Consider the following 23,773-nt stretch of genomic DNA (forward strand, 5'->3'; position numbering starts at 1 on the left):
TGTAAAAGGACCCCGGCCCGTTTGGTCCGGGGTCTTTTTTTGCCTGGCTGAATAAAAAAAACGCAGCGTGTCACACCCAATGAATCGTAAACATCTGCGCGTCTATTTCTTCCCGGCTCGCTGCCCTGGATTGCAACGGAATGCGAACTTCCCCACTGGCACGCTGTACGACAGGATCACCGCGAAACCGCTTTTCGAATCGCTGCAGCCGCTCGAAAAACTCGCCCCTGCTACCTCTGCGTAGCGCCTGTTGCAAAGGAGAGTAGAAGCCCTCCACTACCGTCAGCGGTGTCTTGAACACAGAAGTGATACCACTCTTAAGATCCAGTACGGCGCCATAAGTATTCCCAAAACAAGAAGAATACGACCAGTAGTCCCAACGGGGCTGCAAGCGTTTACGCCTCATTACCGACCTGACAGCCGTTCCGATATCGCCGCCCAATGAAAGCCACTCCCCTCCTATAAGCGTGACGCGAATATCCTTTGCAGGTCCGTTCAAGTGCCTGATCACATTCTCGACGCTGCGATTGATAAGCGAAGTGACATTGTGGTCGAAATGAATGATCGCCCCGATCCTGGTGGCCGGGTTGTACACAGAGGCGATGACGCACGTCTGTGCGTTCAGCGAGAAAAGATAATTGGTCTCCGCGCCGGGAATGAACTTCGCAACGACGCCTTCTCCTTGTAACGCTCCCCTTTTGGGCACCGGAACGTCGTGAGTAGGGAAGGCCCTGCGCAAATCCGTTACGTCATCGATTCGCCCCAGGTTGCGCACTTCATCATTTCCGCCTCGCAAGCCAACTTTGTTATGGACCCACCTGCCATCCGCCATTCTGCGTATGGGCACCTTGTACAACGCGCCGGGACGGCTGGCATCCGCCAGGCACAAGCCGCCGAAGTAGGGGTCTGGCTTCACCTGGAAATAGCGCCCTTGGCTCCGAATGTAATAAGTCGCTTGAGGTTGCGATGCGCTGGGCGGGCTGCGGTAGGTGCCGTAGAAAATGCCGTCGTCGGCCACGGGCAGCAAATTTTCAGGGGTTGTCGTAACCGCCTGTCTTGCCTTCAAGCGTATCGGTCGGATCAGCGGACCGGCTTCCTTGGCTGCGACCGTTGTCGCCTTCCTCAAGCGCTGCGCCGACAAGGACTGAGGCCTGAGTATAAGTTTCAGGCTCATTGCCGACCGCCCGAGCAGTGCAGCCACGCTGGCCGCCCCGAGCACGACGAACAGTGATCCCCAGGACGCGACCAGCCAATGCTCAAGCGCCTCCTGCGTATCGCCTCGCGCATGTGCCTCGATTGCCTGCGAGGCGCTAATGCCGATAAAGGCAATGTCCAAAAGCACGGCAAACGGCGGATAGATCATGCATACGGGCGCAGCCGCAAAGAGCAGCCCCTTGACGACCTGATGCTTGATGACCTCGGCACGACTGGTGGTGATGTCCTTCACATCGGTAATAGCGCGCTCGATAAAAGCGTCGAACTCGGCGCCGATATCAACCACCCGATTGAACTCACGCAACGTATCGACCGGCGACGCGTCGGCCGCCAAGGCCAGCAGCGAGCGCGCCACTGAGGCTCGCGCGGTCAATGCCACTCGCTCCAGGACGTAGTCATGCAATTGCACTGCAGTGCGTCCACGAAACGCTGCGTAGTTGCGAAACAACAGGCCGTCCGGAGCATCGGGCGTGTACAGCCAGTAGACGCCCTTCGGGTCGAAGTAAGTGAAGAGGTAGACGCCCAGGACAACATGGCCATTGACGGTGAGCCTGTGCACACCCTCTCGCGCCACAACAGCTGATGGAGACACCGGGCCGCCAGCGGGCGTCCTGTCGCCCAATAACGTGAACTGTCGGGTGAGCCAGCGAAACGCATCGATGCTTAACGCCGACTGGCCGTAGGCGATGCGCAGGTCGCGTTCCATCCTGGCCAGCAACATGTAGCGGTAAACATCGCGACGCTTCAGATACGCGGGATCATTGGCATCAAGGAACTTGCTGCGAACCTCCCTGGCGTATCGCTCCCCCAGGTAGGCACTTCGAATGTAGCGCGCCAGATCGGCGCTGCGAACTCGCCCCAGGTCCTGGCCAACCGTGGAGCGGACGCCCCGTGCAGGGTGGTCGATTCCCGCGTTGTCGTCGTAGCCATAAATTGCAAGCTCCAGCAGGCTGGCGACCTTTTTTTCGCCTGTCAGGCCTGGGTAGAACTCGATGAGAACCGTCGAAGGATCCACCGATTCGTACACGCCCTTGCTGCGCATATAAGGCGCAATAGCTTGCGTGACAGTACGTTTGGCGAAGTCCATGAAGACTTCATAACCGGCCAACTGCTCACCGAAAAGCTGCTGATGGACCAGAAGTTCTTGGCCCAATCCACTGATGGTCCTGCGCGATTCAAGCGGCAGCCTTGAGTACCAGCGAGGCGACTCGCTCATTTCCACCTGCATCAGGTTATTGCTCAGCCCTGTCAGCACCGCCTGTTCAATACAGGTCTTGAAACCACTCGCCGGCCCTCGGGGATCCTTGCTCAAGTTCCATGACGTCGGTTTCTGCATGACATTGACGAGATATTCCCGAGCCCGGACCCGGTCGCCTGGAGCAATTTGCTGCAACAGATATTCACGGCCGGCTTCGCTAGCGGCCCACCCGCCTATCTCTGCGCTCACTGCACGAAGCGAAGGCAAGGAAATCCACTCCTGGCCATCCGGTTTGCCGGGGGCGTACAGCAACACTTCGGTGGAGCCCTGTCGCGGGCCTTCGCGGTAGAACACCATCAAGTCCACACATCCGGACCTGTCCGGCAACTCGATAGTGGAGACTCGCAGCCCATCGATGGCCTGGCCCGGCGATTCGCTACTCCACGCAGCACTGAGATGATAGTGGCTGGCTGTCGACATGTGACCGGCGCACCGCGCGACAAACGCGCTGTGCTGCAATCTCGCCAAAAACCAATCGAACATGGCGTCCTTGAGGTCCGCCTGGTGATATCGGGTCGCGAGCGCGGGTAAATATTCGGCCGGGGCATCCACGCTCGCCAACAGTTGCGCCATGAACAGCGGTGAAATGGGCTCGTTGCGGAGCATCGTGCCGTTTTCAACCAGGACCACCGATATCGCGTCCGGCCTGATCGGCCCCCCAGCCACCAGTTCGCTCAGCCTGTAGGTTCGCATTGGCTGCCCCATTATGGTTCGCCACTGTAATTTCACGCGGATGCCATCCGGCTCGACCTCCATGTCCAATTCACGCCTGACATAGTCCCTGGCCAAGCTTCGGGCAAAATCCTTCAGCGAGCCCAAGCCGTCGAGCTGTTCATCGACCAATGCCTGTGCTTGCAGGGCCTCCTCATGCAGGTCCTCCAGCCGTTTACGGTCAGCTTCGCCCAGCCCGCGCAACCAATCAGGTAACTGCCGGCTCGCCAGCGCCGCTAACTCATGACGTTCCTTGCGGGTTGCCAGCGCGCTCGATTGCCCCATGCGATGCCACGCGTCTTCCAGCGCTGTAATTGCTTCGCGCAGTTCGTCCACGCCTCGCCCAGCCAGGCGACCCGGCTGGAAAATCGCCACGACTTGCGCAATATGGTCTTCAACTTTTTCGCGAAGTACATCTTGGAGCCAGGCATCGTACCCCGACAGTTTCCAATGCCGGCGCAGATAGCCCTCGTAGTGATCGATAAAGCCGAAGGCTGTGCTTTCCACTGCCTGGGTAACGACATCCCTGCGCTCGGCCGGAAAGCTCAAATCAGCTCCCCCAGGCCAGCGGTAGGGTGCATCTCGCTCCGCGTCATAGGCTTCGAATGCCTGGCCGCTCATCCGGAGCAGCGCGGTATCGAGCAAGGTGCCGAGAAAGTGAACGTCTACGTTACCTTGATAATAATGAGTGCGCAGTTGGACCAACAGAAACTCCTCCAGCACTTCAAGCAGGGTCATCTGCGCTTGCAATCGGGCGTCGATAACAGCCTGCCAACGCGCCAGCTTTTCCAGAACCGCTTGAGCAGTGGCCTCTTGCGAGGCCGATACCGCCCCCATGCCATCCCTGTTTCGTTGCCATTCGGCCGCATTGTCCATACACATTCCTCCCTGTTGTGTGGACGCGCACCTTATCCGGCCTGCAACCCGCCGATGCCATACATATTTATATCGAAACTTTATATCGGAACACCAACCGGACCGGCCAGGACTCGCTTATCCACTTTGATAGCGACCTGGCGTACACTGCGCGCCTTTGCAGCCCCGCGCTGCCCCCTGTCGATTTTTTTCAAAGGTGCCCGCCATGCCTTGGCTGCAAGTACGCCTGGCCATCAGCCCGGAACAAGCCGAAACCTACGAAGACGCCTTTCTTGAAGTAGGCGCCGTTTCGGTGACTTTCATGGACGCCGAAGACCAGCCGATCTTCGAGCCTGAGCTCAACACCACCCCACTGTGGTCCCACACCCATTTGCTGGCGCTGTTCGAAGGCGGCACCGAGGCGGCCAGCGTGCTCGCCCACCTGGAGCTGCTGACCGGCAGCCCGTTGCCCGAGCATCACAGCGAAGTGATTGAAGACCAGGACTGGGAACGCAGTTGGATGGACAATTTCCAACCGATGCGTTTTGGCCAGCGCCTGTGGATCGTGCCGAGCTGGCATGCCGCGCCGGAACCTGACGCGGTGAATCTGCTGCTGGACCCGGGCCTGGCATTCGGCACCGGCACCCACCCCACCACCGCGCTGTGCCTGGAATGGCTCGACGGCCAGGACCTCAAGGGCTGCAACGTGCTCGACTTCGGCTGCGGCTCGGGAATCCTGGCCATCGCCGCGCTGCTGCTGGGCGCCAACGAAGCGGTCGGCACCGACATCGATGTCCAGGCCCTGGAAGCATCCCGCGACAACGCCGGGCGCAACAACATTGCCGAAGAGCTGTTCCCGTTGTACTTGCCGCAGGACCTGCCGAACGTGCAGGCCGACGTGCTGGTGGCCAACATTCTTGCTGGCCCGCTGGTGTCCCTGGCGCCGCAACTGTCGAGCCTGGTCAAGCCCGGCGGACGCTTGGCGTTGTCGGGCATCCTTGCCGAACAGGGCGAAGAAGTCGCCGCCGCTTATGCTGCGGACTTTGACCTGGACCCGATCGCCAATCGTGATGGCTGGGTGCGCATCACCGGACGTCGGCGCTAGAATGTCCGCCTGTATCAACCGGATTGCCGCATGACCGACAGCTTCGTCACCCAGTGCCCGCATTGCCACACCAGTTTTCGCGTCAGCCATGCTCAATTGAGCGTGGCCCGCGGAGTGGTTCGCTGCGGCTCGTGCCTGCAAGTGTTCAATGCCGCGCGGCAATTGCTGGAGCAACGCACAGGCAATAGCGGCGCGCCCCCGCTGGCTCCGCCCCCCAAACCTGCCGCCGACGCACCGCCCCGCGCCATCAGCCAGAAACAATGGACAGCCGCCGAGCTGGATCTCGATGACCTCGACAAAGAACTGGCCCGCCTGGAAAGGCGTGACAAGCGCGCTCCGGACACCTTCGGACGGCGCCGGGAAGACAACCTGAGTGCCCAGCGCGAGCACCCTTCGAACGAGCAAGAGCCATGGGTCGACAGCCTGTACAGCGAATCCGCCGTCGAACGCGCCGAAGCCGCGATCCAGCCACCTGTCGAGCCGTTCGAGCCCCACGAGCCCGCGCGGCCACCGCGCACCGAACCGTCCTTGTCCCTGGCCCTTGAACCGCTGGAACCGGACGACACGCCTGTCGCCGCGCTAAGCCTCACGCCGGATGACGAGCCTCACGAACATCTCGAACGCCTTTCAGCCACTGATGACCTGGACGATGAACCGGAGCCACTGGCAGCGTCATCCAGGAAACGCGAACGCCAAGAGCCCGGCATACGCGCCGAAGCCCTTCAGGACCTGGATGACGACCCGCTACAACTGGATTGGCGCAAGCGCCGCTCGCCCTGGGGCCGGCGCCTGCTCTGGAGCCTGTTGATATTGCTTGGCGCCGTGGCCTTGGCTGGCCAGTACGTTGCCTACCACTTCGAGGAACTGGCCCGCCAGGACCAGTATCGCCCGTGGTTCCTGCAAATCTGTCCGGCCATTGGCTGCGACGTACCGTCCAAGGTCGACATCGCCAAGATCAGAAGCAGCAACCTGGTGGTGCGCAGCCATCCGGAATTCAGCGGCGCGCTGATCGTCGATGCGATCATCTACAACCGCGCGCCCTTCTCCCAGCCCTTCCCGCTGCTGGAGCTGCGTTTCGCCGACCTCAACGGCCACCTGATCGCCAGCCGGCGCTTCAAGCCCGGCGAGTACCTGGGCGGCGACCTTGAAGGCCTGGGGGAAATGCCACCGCAGACGCCGATCCATATCGCGCTGGACATCCTGGACCCTGGCCCGAAAGCGGTGAACTACAGTCTGAGCTTCCATTCGCCTGAATGAGACGCGCCAGGGTCGATCCGTTGACGGCAGCTTTCTGACTCACCCCGCCCGGACCAAACCGCTGGCGATAACAAAATAGCTGTTCAGATTTTATCCAATTCGACCTTTATCCAGTCATCGAGAGCGGGTATCATGCCAACCCTTTTTCGAAGTCTCATGATCCGGCCCCACTTCAGGGAAGTCCTATGTCGGCGGTACGCATCGGCCCTTATACATTGCAGAACGGTCTGGTCCTCGCCCCCATGGCGGGCGTCACCGACCAGCCCTTTCGTCAGTTATGCAAACGATTGGGTGCCGGTCTCGTGGTGTCGGAAATGGTGACCAGCGACATGAGTTTGTGGAACACCCGCAAGTCGCGCCTGCGCATGATCCACGAAGGTGATCCCGAGCCGCGCTCGGTACAGATCGCCGGAGGTGATGCGCAGATGCTGGCGCAAGCGGCCCGGGCCAACGTAGAGCTGGGGGCGCAGATTATCGACATCAACATGGGCTGCCCGGCGAAAAAGGTCTGCAACAAGGCCGCAGGCTCGGCACTGTTGAAGGACGAAGCGCTGGTCACCGAGATCCTGCAGGCGGTTGTCGCCGCAGTCGATGTGCCGGTGACATTGAAGATTCGCACCGGGTGGGACCGGGAGAACAAGAACGGCCTGACGGTGGCGAAGATCGCCGAACAGGCAGGCATCACGGCGCTGGCGGTCCATGGCCGCACCCGTGCCGACCTGTACACCGGCGAGGCCGAGTACGACACCATCGCCGCGATCAAACAGGCGGTGTCGATTCCGGTCTTTGCCAATGGCGATGTCGACTCGGCCGAGAAGGCCCGGTACGTGCTGGACGCGACCGGTGCCGATGGCCTGTTGATCGGCCGGGCCGCCCAAGGGCGACCATGGATTTTTCGTGAAATCGAACACTATCTGCGCACCGGCGAAAAGCTCGCTGCGCCGTTGTTGTCCGAGGTGGAACGTATTCTGCTAGAGCATCTGGCCGCGCTGCATGCCTTCTATGGAGAAGTCATGGGCGTACGCATCGCTCGCAAGCATGTGGGCTGGTATCTCGCAACCCTGCCGGGCGCCAGGGAGTTTCGCGCCCGTTTCAATCGTTTGGATGGTACGCAAGCACAATGCGCCGACGTTCAGGCGTTCTTCGCCGAACGTTACAAGAGCCTGACAGGGGACGAAGGGGTGGCCGCATGACGATGATGACCGAGACTTTAGTGAGTGGAATAACACCCGTGAGCGACAACGTGAATTTGAAACAGCACCTCAACACCCCCAGCGAAGAAGGCCAGACCCTTCGCGGGAGTGTCGAGAAGGCGCTGCACAATTATTTCGCCCACCTTGAGGGCGCTGCCGTCACGGATGTGTACAACCTGGTGCTTTCCGAAGTCGAGGCGCCTCTGCTCGAAAGCGTGATGAACTACGTCAAGGGCAACCAGACCAAGGCCAGTGAGCTGCTGGGCCTGAACCGCGGCACCCTGCGCAAGAAACTCAAGCAGTACGATCTGCTGTAAGCATTCAATCAAACCAGAAAGGCGCCCGCGTAAAAAACGGTCGCCTTTTTTGCTGACTTCCCTTGCTTTTGATGGAACTTGAAATGACCGACCAGACCACCCGCCTGCCGATCCGCCGCGCCTTGATCAGCGTCTCCGACAAGACCGGGATCCTTGAATTCGCCCGCGAGCTGCAACAGCTGGGCGTCGAGATCCTCTCCACCGGCGGGACCTTCAAGTTGCTGCAGGACAACGGCGTCGCCGCAGTGGAAGTCGCGGACTACACCGGTTTTGCGGAAATGATGGACGGTCGCGTCAAGACCCTGCACCCGAAAATCCACGGCGGCATCCTCGGTCGTCGCGGCATCGACGACGCCATCATGAACGAGCACGGTATCAAGCCGATCGACCTGGTTGCGGTCAACCTCTACCCGTTCGAAGCCACCATCAACAAGCCTGGCTGCGACCTGCCGACCGCCATCGAGAACATCGACATCGGCGGCCCGACCATGGTCCGCTCGGCAGCCAAGAACCATAAAGACGTGGCGATCGTGGTCAACGCCAGCGACTATGCCAGCGTCCTGGAAAACCTCAAGGCCGGCGGCCTGACCTACGCCCAGCGTTTCGACCTGATGCTCAAGGCCTTCGAACACACCGCTGCCTACGACGGCATGATCGCCAACTACATGGGCACCGTGAACCAGGCGGCCGACACCCTGAGCACCGAAGGCCGCAGCGAATTCCCGCGCACCTTCAACAGCCAATTCGTCAAGGCGCAGGAAATGCGCTACGGCGAGAACCCGCACCAGAGCGCGGCGTTCTACGTGGAAGCCAAGCCTGCCGAAGTCGGCATCGCCACCGCCACGCAATTGCAAGGCAAGGAACTGTCGTTCAACAACGTGGCCGACACCGATGCCGCGCTGGAATGCGTGAAGAGCTTCGTCAAGCCAGCCTGCGTGATCGTCAAGCACGCCAACCCGTGCGGCGTGGCCGTGAGCCCGGACGCCGAGGGCGGCATCCGCCAGGCCTACGAACTGGCCTACGCCACCGACACCGAGTCGGCCTTCGGCGGCATCATTGCCTTCAACCGTGAGCTGGACGCCGAGACCGCCAAGGCCATCGTCGAGCGCCAGTTCGTCGAAGTGATCATCGCCCCTTCCGTCAGCGAAGAAGCCCGCGCCATTGTCGCCGCCAAGGCCAACGTGCGCCTGCTGGCCTGCGGCCAATGGTCGGCTGATCGTGCGCCGGCGTGGGACTACAAGCGCGTCAACGGCGGCCTGCTGGTCCAGAGCCGCGACATCGGCATGATTGGCAGCGCAGACCTCAAGGTCGTGACCCAGCGCGCTCCGAGCGAGCAGGAAATCAACGACCTGATCTTCGCCTGGAAAGTCGCCAAGTACGTCAAGTCCAACGCCATCGTCTACGCCAAGAACCGCCAGACCATCGGCGTCGGCGCCGGCCAGATGAGCCGCGTGAACTCGGCCCGCATCGCCGCCATCAAGGCTGAGCACGCCGGTTTGCAGGTGCAGGGCGCGGTCATGGCTTCCGATGCGTTCTTCCCGTTCCGTGATGGCATCGACAATGCGGCCAAGGTGGGCATCACTGCGGTGATCCAGCCGGGCGGCTCGATGCGTGACAGCGAAGTGATTGCCGCCGCAGATGAAGCCGGCATCGCAATGGTCTTTACGGGTATGCGTCACTTCCGCCACTGATCCAACCTGATCGAAGTGTGGGAGCGAGCCTGCTCGCGAATGCAATCTACCGGCAACGTCGACGTTGACTGGTACACCGCTTTCGCGAGCAGGCTCGCTCCCACATAAAGCGCCCCAGCGGCGCCTTACAGAATTTGAGGTTTTTGAAATGAATGTTTTGATCATTGGCAGCGGTGGCCGCGAACACGCCCTGGCCTGGAAAGTGGCTCAGGATCCGCGTGTGCAAAAGGTTTTTGTCGCACCGGGCAATGCCGGTACCGCCATCGAAGCCAAGTGCGAAAACGTTGCCATCGACGTATTGGCCCTGGAACAGCTGGCTGATTTCGCCGAGAAAAACGTCTCGCTGACCATCGTTGGTCCGGAAGTACCGCTGGTTGCAGGTGTGGTCGATCTGTTCCGTTCCCGTGGCCTGGACTGCTTCGGCCCGACGGCCGGCGCAGCGCAGCTGGAAGGTTCCAAAGCTTTCACCAAGGATTTCCTGGCACGTCACAAGATCCCGACCGCCGACTACCAGAACTTCACCGAAATCGAACCGGCCCTGGCTTACCTGCGCGAAAAAGGCGCACCGATCGTGATCAAGGCAGACGGCCTGGCCGCCGGTAAAGGCGTGATCGTAGCCATGACCCTGGCGGAAGCCGAGGACGCCGTGCGCGACATGTTGGCCGGCAATGCCTTCGGTGACGCTGGCTCCCGCGTGGTGATCGAAGAGTTCCTCGACGGAGAGGAAGCCAGCTTCATCGTCATGGTCGACGGCAAGAACGTTCTGCCAATGGCCACCAGCCAGGACCACAAGCGTGTCGGCGATGGCGACAGCGGCCCGAACACCGGCGGCATGGGTGCTTATTCCCCCGCCCCAGTAGTGACCGCCGACGTGCACCAGCGCGTCATGGACCAGGTCATCTGGCCAACCGTGCGTGGCATGGCCGAGGAAGGCAACGTCTACACTGGTTTCCTCTATGCTGGCCTGATGATCGACAAGGCTGGTAATCCAAAAGTCATCGAATTCAACTGCCGTTTCGGCGATCCTGAGACCCAGCCGGTCATGTTGCGCCTGCAATCGAGCCTGGTGCTGCTGGTGGAAGCCGCCCTGGCCCAGGCGCTGGATAAAGTTGAAGCTCAATGGGATCCGCGTCCGAGCGTCGGCGTTGTATTGGCCGCTGGTGGTTACCCGGGCGACTACGCCAAGGGCAGTGCGATCAAGGGCCTGGAAGCCTCGGCTCAATTGGAAGGCAAGGTGTTCCACGCGGGTACCGCATTGAAGGATGGCCAAGTGGTTACCACAGGCGGTCGCGTGTTGTGCGCCACCGCCATGGGCGACAGTGTCGGTGCCGCTCAAGAGCAGGCCTACAAGCTAGCCGCACAGATTGATTGGGAAGGCTGTTTCTATCGCAAGGACATTGGCTACCGCGCCATTGCCCGCGAGCGTGGCGAAAACCTGTAATAACCTGGCCATTCAGCCGGGCAAGGGTCCATGGCCCTTGCCTGTCGGCTCAGGCGCCGCGCATAGTTATAATCTGGCATCAACCTACGAAGGGATTTCGCCGTGCGCTGGCTCAGGATTGCCATAGGCTTGACCGTTACCCTGCTGACGCTGCTCTGCGTGCTCCCGGCCCAGGCCGCGCCGGGCAGCGCCTGGGCGGTATTGCTCGATGAACAGGGCGATCTGAAACTGAGCGACATTCGCTCTGCCCGCTACACCAATCAATTCAGCCCCATCGACCTTGATCACCTCAAGGCCGCCGAACCTGGCGGCGCATTGTGGCTGCGCTTCCGGCTGGCACCCGACAAGCATGAACAGATCCTGCGCATCTTCGCGCCGGACCTCTCGCGCCTGAATCTTTATGTGCTGGACGGCGATACCCTGGTCGACCAGCAGATCAGCGGCAACGCCACGGCAGGCGCCGAACAATCCGTGCCCAGCAGCGATCTCATGCTGGCGCTGCCCCGCAGCGATAAGCCACTCGACGTCTACCTGCGCTTGGCCTCGCGATACGAACTGCGCCCGTTCGTCTCACTGCAGCCGGCGGTGATGGCAGCCGCCAACCAGAACCAGACCCTGGTTTATGGGCTGCTTTTCGGCTGTATCGCAATGCTGATCCTGCACAACCTCACCCGCTACGCCTACACCCGCTCACGCAGTTGCCTGTGGCTGGCAGCCTGCGAAGGGCTGTTGATGCTCAGCCTGATATTGCTGTTGAACCTGGCTGGGGCCTGGTTTCCGGACTGGCCGGCGATCCAAACCCCGGGGGCCTACCTGGCGCTGTTGCTGACAGCACCCTGCGGCTTGATGTTCGCCTATCGCTATTTCGCGCCGCTGGGGCCGCACCCGCTGAACCGGCTGCTGCTGGGCGAAATCGTCTTCATCATGCTGTGCAGCCTGTTGCTGCTGTTCGTCAACACGCTGCCTCTCAACATCATGACCTACACATTGGTGGCACTGGCGGGCCTTAGCATGCTGTTCGTCAGCGCTTGGCATTGGCAGAAGGGCTACCGCCCGGCACGGCTGTTTGTCGCCGCAATGGTCGTGTTCAACCTGGGCACGCTGATCATTCTGCCGGCGTTGCAAGGGCTGACGGAAGTCGCGCCCCAAGGGCTGATCATCACCCTGCTGGTGTTCATCTGCATCAGCGGCCTGCTGATGAGCGTTGCCCTGGGTGAACGACAGCGATCGATTAACGAGAGCCGTTTCAGCATCAGCCGCGACCTGGCGGCAAGCAACGCAGAGATCAATGCCAAGGCGGAGTTCCTGGCCAAGATCAGCCATGAGATTCGCACCCCGATGAACGGCGTGCTGGGCATGACCGAACTACTGCTGGGCACGCCACTGTCGGTCAAGCAACGTGATTATGTGCAGACGATCCACAGCGCAGGCAATGAACTGCTGACCCTGATCAACGAGATACTCGACATTTCCCGCCTAGAATCCGGCCAGATCGAATTGGATGACGTGCAGTTCGACCTCAACGCGCTGATCGAGGATTGCCTGAGCATCTTCCGCGCCAAGGCCGAACAGCAGAACGTCGAGTTGATCAGTTTCATCCAGCCCCAGGTGCCGCGCGTGATCAGCGGTGATCCGACAAGGCTGCGCCAGGCGCTGCTGAGCCTGCTGGAGCATGCCCTGAAGAAAACCGACGAAGGCGAAGTGCTGATCGTCGTGGCCCTCGATGAACGCAGCAACCAGCCTCGCCTGCGCATCGCCGTGCAGGACAGCGGGTCGCCCATGGACGCCGAGGAGCGCGATACGCTGATGCATGCGGAACTGCACAGCAAGAATTTCCTTTCGGCCACGCGCCTGGGGGGCAATCTGGGCCTGGTCATCGCTCGTCAGTTGATCATGCTGATGCACGGCGAATTCGGCATCAAGAGTGGCAGCAGCCAGGGCAGCACCTTATGGCTGACCTTGCCGCTGGATCCTGATCGCCTTGAACACCCGACCTCCGACCTCGATGGTCCGCTGCAAGGGGCACGGGTGCTGGTCGTTGACGACAACGATACCTGCCGCAAGGTGCTGGTCCAGCAATGCAGCGCCTGGGGCTTGAACGTCAGCGCCGTACCATCGGGCAAGGAGGCGCTGGCGCTGCTGCGTACCAAGGCCCACTTGCGCGACTACTTCGACGTGGTACTGCTTGACCAGAACATGCCCGGCATGACCGGCACGCAATTGGCCGCCAAGATCAAGGAAGACCCGAGCCTGAACCACGACATCCTGTTGATCATGCTGACTGGCATCAGCAACGCCCCGAGCAAGATCGTGGCGCGCAACAGCGGCGTCAAGCGCATCCTCGCCAAACCGGTGGCCGGCTATACGCTCAAGACCACCCTGGCGGATGAACTGAACCAGCGCAACAAAGGCCAGGCGCCTAACGTCCCGGTCAGTGCCGGCGTTCCCGCTCCCGTGAAAGTGCCCGCCGACTTCCGCATCCTGGTGGCTGAAGACAACACCATTTCCACCAAGGTCATCCGCGGCATGCTCGGCAAGCTCAACCTGCAACCCGACACGGCCAGCAACGGCGAAGAAGCCCTCAAGGCCATGAAGGAGCAACGCTACGACCTGGTCCTGATGGATTGTGAAATGCCGATCCTCGACGGGTTTTCCGCCACCCAGCAACTTCGCGCCTGGGAAGTCGGCAACCAGCGCACCCGTACCCCGGTGGTTGCGCTCACGGCGCATATCCTGGCCGAACATAAGGAGCGCGCCCGCCAGGCAGGCATGGACGGGCACATGGCCAAGCCGGTCGAATTATCGCAACTGCGCGAGCTGATCGAGCATTGGGTGGCCCAGCGCGACCAACAGAACCGAACAGCACATACGTCCTGAGCCGACAGGCGCCAAAACGCCTGATAGACTCCGCTCGTCTTCCTCCGTCCCGAGCCCTCGATCATGCTTCACGTGCTGTTCAGCGTTTACCTGAAAATGTTGGTGCTCTACAGCCCCTTCTTCGTTCTGTCGTGTTTTATCGGCCTGACGCGTGGCTATTCACGCAAGGAACAACGTCGCCTGGCGTGGAAGGTCGCGACGGCGACACTGGTTTCCAGCGTATTGCTGTATCTGTTCGGGCGGGTGATTTTCAGTGTGTTCGGCATTACTGTGGATGCGTTCCGGATCGGCGCCGGCAGCGTATTGTTCATTTCGGCGCTGGGCATGGCCCAAGGCAAGTCAGCGGTACAGACCGACAATGTCCAGCAGGACGTGACCATCGTCCCGCTGACCATTCCGTTGACCGTCGGCCCCGGCACCATTGGTGCCCTGCTGGTGATGGGCGTGAGCCAGCCCCACTGGGACGACAAGCTCATGGCCATCATCAGCATCGCCCTGGCCAGCTTCACCGTTGGCGTGGTGCTGTACCTGTCCAGCCGCATCGAACGGATTCTCGGCGACCAGGGTTTGCAGATTGTGAGCCGACTGATGGGCCTGTTTGTTTGTGCCCTGGCAGCGCAGATCATCTTCACCGGGGTGAGAGGCTACCTGGTGCAGTGACGACTCAGGCGCGCTTGCGACGGCTGAAGCGCTTGCTCAACACTTCCCGGCGATGTTCGCCCAGGTAATCTTCAATGTCTTGCCTGAAGTCTTCATAGCGCGCCGGGTTGAAGGTCACAAACGACTTGCCCCGGAAAATTTCTCGCGCCGAACATCGCCAGTTCACAAATAGAACGCCACCGTTATTCGAAGTACCGGTCTGTTTTATCGAACTGGAAGAGGCAATCAGAACACCATTGGATAATTGCTCGCAGGGAATGACGGATAAGCGTGCACCATCGGCCGACTTGGCTTGGGTGCCGAACAGATCGAGGGTTTTCTTGTCCTGCTTCAAGCCATCAATTGTCGTGTTGACCACGGAACCCAACACCGTCGCCGCCGGGACACTGGCTTTCACGCCATCAATGATTCCTTTGACGATATCGCTGATCACCAAATCCATATCCACCTGCAGGGAGCTCTCGGTATAACGGGAGTAGCCGTCATCCGCCACGAAACATCCAAGTTCTTGCAGGCACTTGATGAACTCCATGTACCACCCATGGGTATTTTTCCCGCCAGGCACCAGATAGTTGGCCTCCATGATTGCCATGGTCATGACGTTCTCCATGATCGCCATGTTATTGAGCGACATGTTATTGCCATAGCCTAGCAACGCATCGCCCAGCATGACCGCATCCATGTCCTTGGTGGGGCTGTCCTGTAGCACCGATACGGCGGACCTGCGGACACGCCGACCTGCCAAGACTTGCGCCTTGCGCCTGCTGATACGTGCGCCGATGAATTCGATACTTTGCGCGGTGCTGATATCACTCTCAAACGTTTCCATACTACTTCCTTAGTTAGATAAATGACCGCTCCTGCGGACAAGCGACAATCTAGAACACGTCGAAGAAAAATAACAACCCAAACCAGATACAACATATGTAGCGCAACCCATCCCAATAAAAACACCACACATCCAGACGCCAACTAACCAAACGAGCCCCTTGAATCTTTTTGGAATTGTTGTTGCTCTAGAGCAACACTACAACCCAAACGGACGAGAAACTTCAAATGGACTTTCAATCATTAACCGGCCTCGTCACAGGCCCCAACTTGTTCTCTTACATCGAGACACCTTCCCTGCAAGATTACAATGACATTGCCGACTGCAATAACATCGCCACCCGATCGGCTGACCTTGGCCATCATCGCTACGGCGATGCCCAAGGCTGGTTTGAAGAATATGCGCGCACATTGAATTTCCTCGGTTGGTCGTTGTATGGCGACTCCATATTTACCACCACGAGACATATCATCTCCGGCTCCGTGGCGGACTTCCTGGTGGAAAGCGCCCATGGGATGCGCGACACCCGGCAGGCCAATGCGATGATCGATACGCTGGACACTTTGAAGACAAATCACCCGGCGATGTTCTCGCTAGATGCAGAAAGCCGAGACGGCGAGTCTTTTCAAGTTATCCCGGCGCGCTACGATTTGCAGGGCAACCTGAACATCGCCCTGTATAAGCTCGAACTGGATGTCCACGTTAAAAAACACGGTTTTTTGTTCTGGGAATGGGAGAAGAGCTCCGCCAGAATCATTCAGCGCAAGGCCTACCTGAAACTGGACAGAAGCGAACTGGACAGTAAAAGAGCTTTGATGAAGAAAAAACTGGATGAAAGCCTGATGAGGCGATTTACGTTGCGAAACGACCGCTCTTGAACGACTGGCTTCCAAGGTTGCAGGCGCAAACCTGCAACCTTTTTCTGCCTCTCAACCAATGGGTGATCAACTCACCAGGTTGGTCTCCACAGGCGACAATGCTTTCGACAGCTCCTTGAGCGTGGTTGCGCCCTGGGCACTTGGCACATCGCCCAAGCGCGCGATCAATGTCGAGACCGCGTACTGTCGATTCCCACCAAAACTGAGCATGACGTCTCTACTGAAGTCGAAACCTGTCGCATATGCTTCACGGAAAATCACACCGTGTCCGCTATTCGAATCAATAATTACCAAGTGTTCATCGACATGGTCCAACAGCAGTTCGTCCGGCTCATCGAGCTCCCAGATCAATTCGCCAGGAATCTGCGCCGCCCCAGCCAATGAATGTCGACAATCCAGGATCACTGAGTTGACCCGCAACCAGGCCGCTCTGGACAGACGGTAACTCATCGCCCCCTCGCCCATGCGCAAGACCAGCGTCGTGACATCGTCCGGTATCAGCGGCAGGAGATTCTCGATCCTCATTCCCTGGCCCTCGACAACCAACACTTCGCCCTCACGCTGGGCATAACTGAGCGTCCCCACTTGTCCTGCCCCCGGAAAGGTCAGCAATTTTCCGTTCTCGCTTGCGTGAAGCAATACGCTGGTCTGCCGCTGGGTTCCCAATACCTCGTAGGACTGGGGGATGGCGGCCTTGGGAACGCGGATCATGCGTCCCGTCTGCGCAACAAACCATTTCAGGTTCCCGGGCTCTTCCACCGTCAGCAGAGCGCTGCATAACGGCTGGGTCGCCAGTTGCTCAAGCGCCTCTTGTTCCCGACCATCTTGCAGGGCGACCCACTCCTGGGTGACGCCAACGATCCGTACCGGTTCATGGTCCCGCAGTGCGACCACAACGCCTTCGACGCTGACGCCTCGCAGCCCCGGTCCTTCGACTGACAGTTCAACAAACTGCCAACGCTCCCACTCACGCGTTGCGACCGGTATCGCGCCAGCCTGCAGCAACCGGGAGCCTTGACCAAACGCGGCCTCCAGTTCCTGCGGATCGATAAACGCCTGACGGTAGACTTTCCCGTTGGAGACATCGAACAGCCAAGCGGCTTCGCCATCGGGCGTTACGCTCAACACGCGGACCTCCCCTTTCAGTCCCAGGTCAGCCAACAGCAGCCTGTCGCCGATATGCCAGGCGCACAGCCTGGCAGCGCCGGTGGCGTTGGTCAGACCGACAAGGGCAAGCTTTTCAGCGCCGTATCGGCGGGCCAACGGCTGCAAAGCGGACCACCAATGCACTCGATCCTGGAACCATTGTTCGTTTACACCACCGAGCATCGGAACGCCTCGGCGGGTCAGGCTGAAGAACAAGCCATCAGACGTCAGGATGACGTATCCGCCTTCGGTAGCAATGATATCCTCGAGATTTTCGGGCTGCTTCCACTGGGTCGACCAACTTGCCTTGCCCGCCACCACGGTCCGCTGCCTACGGGATAAATCTTTCCTGCTTCGGTCATAGATCATGAAGATGTCGCCTTGCTCCGCCAGCGGCAGCAATGTCAGGTCGGTCATGTTCTTGATCGAGTCGGGCCAGCCGCGGTAATGCTTCGGTCTTGGCGAAGGGCGGATGATCAGCCGATCGCTGCGGCGAATCCAGGCCATGTCCCGGGACGTATCATCGATCTTCCAGCAGATCGACACGAAGGGAGCCGGTTGCCAAGTAACGGTATCAAACGTGTTTTCGCTGCCGAGGGAAGGTGAATAGACATAACCGTCGCCAAGCACTTGTGCCCAATCGCCCAGGAATTCGCTGGCGCTGAGGAGCGGCTCCAACTCGGCATCCAACTTCTTGATGATTGAACTGAGCAGCAATTGCTCCTCATGAATGACATAAGCCGCCTCGTAGCCACCGCCGCCCTGGCGGGTCGTTTGCTGTACGACGTGGATCACGCCCTGCGCGTCCGCCTCGATGCTTTTAATAACGGTAGTCGCACTCAGTGAATCCCAGAGCCAGTAGTGTCGGATCAACAACCCGGTCGTAGCGTCGACCTGCCAGATCCTCACATCCTGCGGGTTGTAGAACCAGGCATAGCCACCCGCCACCGCCCCAAGCACCGCTTCATCGGCACCCGGTATTTCTTCGCGAATGCAAAGGAAGCGATCTTCCCGGGCGTCGTACCAAGCCGTGATGTATCGGGGCTCGCCCGGTTTCTCGAAAGGAACCTGGTAGTCGTGAACCGGTGTATAGGGCATCACCAGACGGTGCTGTCGAGCGAGGGTCTTGAGGTGCTCCCTCAATGCCTGGCGATCCATGCCCGATGGCACCGCATCTTCGACGACGTTGAGCTGGCGTGTACCCAGATCCGCTTGGAACGTTCGTTGGTCGGCGGCCCGGAGCAGGACGTCATGGCGTCCCGTTCCGGTGAACGCCATCTGGACATCGCCGATGAACAATTTGCCGTAACGCTCGATCCTGATATCGCTTTCCCGAGCCCATGCGGCGTCCAGCACCCAAGTCGAGTCCAGTGATCGCGACGCATCGAGGGTCAGGCTCACCCCCGGATTGAGCAGCAATGTGCATCGCTTGCCGGCTCCCTGGATCCGATAAGCGATTTTTCCATGCCAACTGGCAGGCAGAACAGGCACCACCAGCGAACGATCGGTCCCGTCGAGCAGTACTTCAATTGCGGTTGGGCGATAGTCCGGGTCGAAAAGGCGATGGAGAATGTATTCACTCGGAAACGAATAGAAAGAGAACAGAAACAGCCATCCGCCATCCGCGTTCTTTTTCTCCAGGCGCCGTGCAATGTCGAAACCGGTATCGTGCCGTTGGTTGGCAAACGGCAGCGCCTTGTATTCATAGCGATAGCAGGTTTGCGGCGTGCAGGGCAGCATGATGGCCTGGCCGGGGCCCGGCGTGAAGCTGACCCGACGTGGCAGGTTCAGCTCCCGACCGATGTCGATCGCCCTCTGGTAATCGTTAGCAAATGTCGGCACACCGAAATGATCACGCAGCGGATAAAGCTTGGGGCTGTCCATCGTCAGCACGGCGTTGACCAAGTCCACGGTCTGGACGATCAGCGAGGGGCGCGGCATCCAGGTGCCATGGACAGTGTTGAACTGGTAGGCCTGAAGATGAGCGTTCGCCACTTCGTCGAAAAACAGCCCGACCTGCTTGGCCTCCTCGGCAATGGTGGCAAACCCCTGAGCCAGTGCCGCCGCGCCCACCGCCAATCCTCCAAGCATCACCGAGGCACCACCGAGCACCGCCCCCACCGTGGTGGCGCCGGCAACATAAGCGCCGACCGACAACGCCAGGCTGGCCGAGTCGAAAGCCAGTTGAGTACCGAACTGAGTCCGTTCAACTTCGTTTTGTGCCGTGGATAATTGATAAATGTCGAACCCGACATTCGCCAACTGCAGCAGCCCCCCTGTCGCTTCGTTCAAACTGATCCCTACTGAAGCCTTGACCACAGGCGCGACCGTACGGGCGATCAACTTCTCTTCCGCCAGCGCCTGCCGGACCAATGTCACCAGCCCCGCGATATCCACGACGTTGCCATGCACCAGCTGCGCGTAATTGACATAGGCATGCAGCCGGACCGCCCAGCTGAGGCGACGGCCAGCGTCTTCCCGCCCCCGTAGAGCGTTCATCAGCGCTTGTATGGCAAAACCGGCATTCAGGGTATGGACGCTGCCCACTTCAGTGGGATCGCTTGAAACGGCAGGACGGTTGGCCAAGACCGAAAACAGCTCCGACAAGTAGCTTTTTATCCGCAGGAGCCGGTGGTCTCGAGTGTTTATCCTTATCGCTCGCTCGGGATGGGCGGGATCAACCATGGACATCCGGTACGACCCATCCGGCATGATCTCCAAGGTATCGAACAGCGGCACAAGGTCCGAGGGCAATGCGTTCGCCTGCTCCAAGTGAGTCGTCACCTCAGCGATCTGCTGCGCCAACCAGTGGCCATCCAATGCCGACAGGCAACTGCCGAGCCGAGGATTTTTCTGGAGTGATTGCCCTCGGGCGCTGGCAATTCGCTGCTTTAAAGGAACGGACGGCTGCCCAGGCAATGCGCCCGGCTTCAGCAGTCGCGAGACCTTCATTTCGCCCGGCAATGCCAGGTCCGCGACCCGCGCGCCATCCAATTCGACCAAGTCGAAAGTGGGACGCGTCGCATCGCCATACGCGGCGTAATAACGCGCCATGTCCTGCTCAAGAAAGAACTGCTCCAGCGCCTGCTTGAACACGGTCGAGTCTGCGAATTCAAATACGCCAAAATTCGGATCGTAGAAGTGATAGGTATCGCGCTCGCTCTCAAACGTCTTGGCCACCAGCATGGCGTGGTTGTCCGAGTTGAGCATCAGCGTAGCGGTGGTGGTCCTGGCCGCCAGCCTCTGGACCACTTCGCCCAGGTCCGAGCGTGCCAGCGCGCTGCCTACATCAGCGACCTGAACGTCACGCAACGACTCCATCAGGCTCAGGAAAGACACCGAGTCGCTTGCCTCAGGCTCGATAACCCCGAGGAAGAATCGTTCTCGCAAGGTATTGGCCGCAGCCTTGTCCACCGACAGGGCTGCCGCCATCGCCAGGGCGAGGGGATAACAACGCCCGCCCACCCGGTCGCCCTCGCCCTGAAGCAGCAAGTCCTGCGGCACGAGCTTGGCCGTGCCGGCTTCAAAAACGTCCAGGACGAGACCGATGCGCTCGATGATCCCGACACGGTGCTCCAATTTCGCCGCCTGCTGGATCCGCGCCACATATTTGCCCAACTGGCGCAATGTCAGCGGCTTTTGCAGCGCGACCTTCTTCAACGCCAGCGCTGTTTCGTCATGCTTCGATGGATAATCGGCCGCACTGGCGAGTCCGGCCAGGAAAGCGGGCGCCCGCTGCTGATATAACGCGCGCTCGATTGTCGCGTACCCCCCGGCGGTGCCCGATTTCCTGAAAGTGTTGACCAGGTTCTCCAGCCTCGGACGAGCCGCATCGAAAGTGCGGTTGTCCACCGCCTCGGCGCCGGTCAACGCAGCCAGCAGCAGACGTTGCAAGGGACTCAACTGAGCGATGTCGAAATGATCTTCGGCGAGCCGGTTCAAGAGCTCGGCGGTAGACAACTGTTGCGTCTGTGGATCGCTCAATGACGCAGGGGGCAACACAGCAGCGCTTTGGGCGAGGATCGACTGACGCTCATCAAAGCCCAGGGGGATGGCCTTCTTGAACGTCACCACGCCGCTGTGGCCGCGATTCATCGCTTGCATGAAGGGCTCACCCAACTCATCGGCCAGGTGTTGCAGCAGATCGGTGGACAAGACGTGGCGGCCCTCGATCACCGGCCAGCCCTCGTCGAATTGCAGGGTACGGTATTTGAGCAGCTCGGCCATCTCACCCGCATAACGGGCCTTGAACTGACCTTCTTGCCAGCGTTGCTTCTCGTTCTCGAGCCATTGCCCGAGGTCGCTCTCGTTCTCCTTCCAGGAGTGATCCAGCTCCTCTTCGGTGGCCCGATTGACGGTAGCGAAGTCCGGAATGACAGCTGCCACTTGCCACTTCTCAGCGATGCCAGGCGTGAAATGCGCTCTTTGATAAGCCGCCATCCCCTCGCGCATGGCGCTGGGGCCGGTCAGATAGATTGTCACTTCGCTCTGGGGCCGAATGCCGTCGCTGTAGTAGGTGGCGGCAGCCTCCACCAGAAAAGCCGCGGCCAATTCCACTTCCGGCGCCAGCTCATGAAAAGCACCGAGCGCCTTCGTGGCCGCCTGCTGTGCAAGATCAATCATGGCCTTGACGTCGGTCAGGGCAACGTTTTGCTCATCAGCCAGGCGCGCGGTGGCGTCGACGATTTCGTAATTGAGCCGGAACCGATCGAGCACAGCCTGGAGCATCGCGGACCCAGGGTGGGCTATCAGGAATGCGTTACTCAAGGAATTCCGTACGGCAACCGCTCGCAGTTCGTCCGGGCGCGCCAGACGCTCCACCGGCGTACGGAAAACACGCTCCAACCCGGGTTGGCTATTGGCGAAACGCTCGAGCGCTACGCGATGCTCCGACGGGATCATCTCGAAATAATTCGTGTATCGATCACGCAACGCCTGCCGGCCAGGCATCCACTCGGGGTTTCGATCAAGCATCAACTGCAGCACCCCCAGACGCGCATCCGCCTGGAATTCACGGATGTCCACCCCGCCTAACGCTTCCAACAAGGGCGGCAGGTTATCGACATCGGTGTAACTGCCGCCTTCGGCGAACAAGGCTTCGATGCGCACCACATCGGAGGCTGCGGCAAAGTTGCCGCGCAGGCTGATTTCACGCTCGTAGATGTCCTTCAACTGCAGGGATACTTCACCGCCGGCCAGGTCGCGCAGGGCCAGGTGATCTCCAGCCAGCGCCTGCAGGCTGAGCTGGTTCGTGTTCCTCAGTACCGTCAACCGAGCCTTATCCTGACCATAGGCCCGCACCAACAAATCGATTCTCGCCTCGTCGGCGCTACCACCGTTTTCCACGGCCTTCTTGATATGCGCGTACATCTGCTGTTTCAGAACAATGACCCGTTCTTCATAACGGTCGCCCAGCACCAACCCATCGACACTGCTCTGCCCGCCATGGAGCATGGCATCGGCCTTGGCGGCCTCGACAATGATCCGATTGGTTTCATAAGCGAGCAACGCATCGCTGTCATGCCAAAGGCTGAGGCGATAACCCTCCGCACCCATCACCTGTTTCCAGATATTGATGTAGTCACGCTGAATCGCCCCGACACCGCCGCCAAGCCAGACGAAATGCAGGTTCTTCGGCACTTCGGTGGCGGGCTGTTTCAACTGCACAATGCTGTTGGACAGGCGCGCTTCGAAGTGCTCTATGGTGCTGTAGATGTGTGCAACGTCCGCGGCCGCTCCGGGGCTCGACGGTGGTTCAGCCGCACGACGCCGTCGGCTGGCGCCCTGCAAGGTTCCCAAGGCTTGCTTGAGCAAGCCCAGCGGCTCGAGCATTTGTGGGGAGTCCAACAAGGCAATACAACCGAAGTAGTACCGAAGCACCGCATCATAAGTGGCAGTGTCTTTGTACGAAATCAATGCCCGTTCAAGATCCTTCAGTTTCAACAAACCCATAAAATCGACGTAGCTGTCCGTCGATGAAAACTTAGATTCACTCATTAACAACACATCCATTTATTGTAGAGGAACAACTGGGGCGGCTGGCCAGATAACCGGCAAACAACCAAACATCAAAATTTGCTAACCATTCCCAAGAATAAAGTTATTCCCAGACAAAGTTACACCCATCGAAAAAACTACTTAAGTTCAAAACGAAAAAGAAAATAACCCACTTCTTTATCAACACACAACTAACAAGCCAGCCCAACAATTTCCAAATAAAACCCACGGCCATTATTACGCGCCAAGCACTTATACCGAGCACTCCAACTATTAAAGAAACTTCATCACATCAACTTAACAGGCGGCGCGCAATGGCCTTGGCCATTGGAAGTATCCAATT

General features: G+C 59.6%; 12 protein-coding genes. 9 read left to right on the forward strand and 3 right to left on the reverse strand.

Going from position 1 to position 23,773, the window contains the following annotated elements:
• Window positions 1-70 precede the first annotated feature (70 nt).
• On the reverse strand, window positions 71-4,060 hold the full coding sequence (locus FHK92_RS06230) for a dermonecrotic toxin domain-containing protein (RefSeq protein ID WP_181287308.1): 3,990 nt from the start codon (window positions 4,058-4,060) through the stop codon (window positions 71-73).
• A 205-nt stretch (window positions 4,061-4,265) separates the two neighbouring features.
• Here FHK92_RS06230 and prmA point away from each other — a divergent pair, with 205 nt between their 5' ends.
• The 8 genes from prmA to FHK92_RS06270 all read left to right on the forward strand — a co-directional run bounded on the left by prmA (window position 4,266) and on the right by FHK92_RS06270 (window position 14,580).
• Window positions 4,266-5,144 carry a 50S ribosomal protein L11 methyltransferase gene (gene prmA / locus FHK92_RS06235; protein ID WP_181287309.1) on the forward strand — a complete coding sequence of 293 codons (879 nt, stop codon included), beginning with the start codon at window positions 4,266-4,268 and terminating at the stop codon, window positions 5,142-5,144.
• A gap of 30 nt (window positions 5,145-5,174) precedes the next feature.
• Window positions 5,175-6,401, forward strand: coding sequence for a DUF3426 domain-containing protein (locus FHK92_RS06240; RefSeq protein ID WP_181287310.1), 1,227 nt, complete (start codon window positions 5,175-5,177; stop codon window positions 6,399-6,401).
• Window positions 6,402-6,586: 185 nt separating this feature from the next.
• A complete protein-coding gene (gene dusB, locus FHK92_RS06245; protein WP_181287311.1) occupies window positions 6,587-7,594 on the forward strand; it encodes a tRNA dihydrouridine synthase DusB in 1,008 nt (335 codons plus the stop codon).
• Window positions 7,591-7,911: a DNA-binding transcriptional regulator Fis gene (gene fis / locus FHK92_RS06250; RefSeq protein ID WP_025211617.1), complete on the forward strand. Its 321-nt coding sequence runs from the start codon at window positions 7,591-7,593 to the stop codon at window positions 7,909-7,911. The genes dusB and fis overlap by 4 nt, the downstream gene beginning before the upstream one ends.
• An 83-nt stretch (window positions 7,912-7,994) precedes the next feature.
• Entirely contained in the window at window positions 7,995-9,602 is a 1,608-nt protein-coding gene (purH, locus tag FHK92_RS06255; RefSeq protein ID WP_181287312.1) for a bifunctional phosphoribosylaminoimidazolecarboxamide formyltransferase/IMP cyclohydrolase, read from the forward strand.
• A 148-nt stretch (window positions 9,603-9,750) separates the two neighbouring features.
• Window positions 9,751-11,043, forward strand: coding sequence for a phosphoribosylamine--glycine ligase (gene purD / locus FHK92_RS06260; RefSeq protein ID WP_181287313.1), 1,293 nt, complete (start codon window positions 9,751-9,753; stop codon window positions 11,041-11,043).
• Window positions 11,044-11,145: 102 nt separating this feature from the next.
• On the forward strand, window positions 11,146-13,920 hold the full coding sequence (locus FHK92_RS06265) for a hybrid sensor histidine kinase/response regulator (RefSeq protein ID WP_181287314.1): 2,775 nt from the start codon (window positions 11,146-11,148) through the stop codon (window positions 13,918-13,920).
• 63 nt (window positions 13,921-13,983) lie between these two features.
• Entirely contained in the window at window positions 13,984-14,580 is a 597-nt protein-coding gene (locus tag FHK92_RS06270) for a MarC family protein (protein WP_181287315.1), read from the forward strand.
• 4 nt (window positions 14,581-14,584) lie between these two features.
• On the opposite strand, the gene FHK92_RS06275 is transcribed toward FHK92_RS06270, so the two are convergent.
• Entirely contained in the window at window positions 14,585-15,409 is an 825-nt protein-coding gene (locus FHK92_RS06275) for a hypothetical protein (protein ID WP_181287316.1), read from the reverse strand.
• A 227-nt stretch (window positions 15,410-15,636) separates the two neighbouring features.
• Here FHK92_RS06275 and FHK92_RS06280 point away from each other — a divergent pair, with 227 nt between their 5' ends.
• Window positions 15,637-16,287 (forward strand): hypothetical protein, encoded by a 651-nt coding sequence (locus FHK92_RS06280; protein ID WP_181287317.1) that lies wholly within the window; start codon window positions 15,637-15,639, stop codon window positions 16,285-16,287.
• Between the two features lie 66 nt (window positions 16,288-16,353).
• Here the strand turns inward: FHK92_RS06280 and FHK92_RS06285 are convergent, their stop codons facing one another.
• Window positions 16,354-23,430: a TcdA/TcdB pore-forming domain-containing protein gene (locus tag FHK92_RS06285; RefSeq protein ID WP_181287318.1), complete on the reverse strand. Its 7,077-nt coding sequence runs from the start codon at window positions 23,428-23,430 to the stop codon at window positions 16,354-16,356.
• Window positions 23,431-23,773 lie beyond the last annotated feature (343 nt).

Source organism: Pseudomonas brassicacearum subsp. neoaurantiaca (assembly GCF_013608025.1).
In the GTDB taxonomy this organism is placed as follows: domain Bacteria; phylum Pseudomonadota; class Gammaproteobacteria; order Pseudomonadales; family Pseudomonadaceae; genus Aquipseudomonas.